The sequence below is a fragment of the Marinimicrobium sp. UBA4209 genome, assembly GCF_002381585.1.
GTDB classification, from domain to species: domain Bacteria; phylum Pseudomonadota; class Gammaproteobacteria; order Pseudomonadales; family Cellvibrionaceae; genus Marinimicrobium; species Marinimicrobium koreense.
Window position 1 is genome coordinate 15590 of sequence record NZ_DFTP01000069.1, and the last position, 292, is coordinate 15881.

Here is a 292-nt window from a genome sequence, read left to right on the forward strand (position 1 = left end):
CCGCCGTCCGAGTCCGGGCGACGGCTTTTTTATTGGCGTTGGTCAGATATACTAGCCACCCGTATACTGGACCCCTTGTTTCACCATCGGAGCTTTTCATGCTGGAAGCCGTCTGGATCGCATTTGCCTTCACCCTGGGATTTCTGGTTCACCGGATGGGCCTGCCCAACCTGATCGGCTACCTGGCCGCCGGCTTTGCCATCAGTGCGGTCGCCCCGGCACTGAACCTCCCCGAAGAGAATGGCGAAATACTGGATCATATCGCCCACCTGGGTGTGCTGTTGCTGCTGTT

The 292-nt window shown here is 58.2% G+C and carries 1 pseudogene; it reads left to right on the forward strand.

Annotation, left to right across the window (positions count from 1 at the left end):
• Positions 1-98: 98 nt before the first annotated feature.
• Positions 99-292: pseudogene (locus tag B3187_RS10225) on the forward strand (sodium:proton exchanger); the annotation flags it as partial.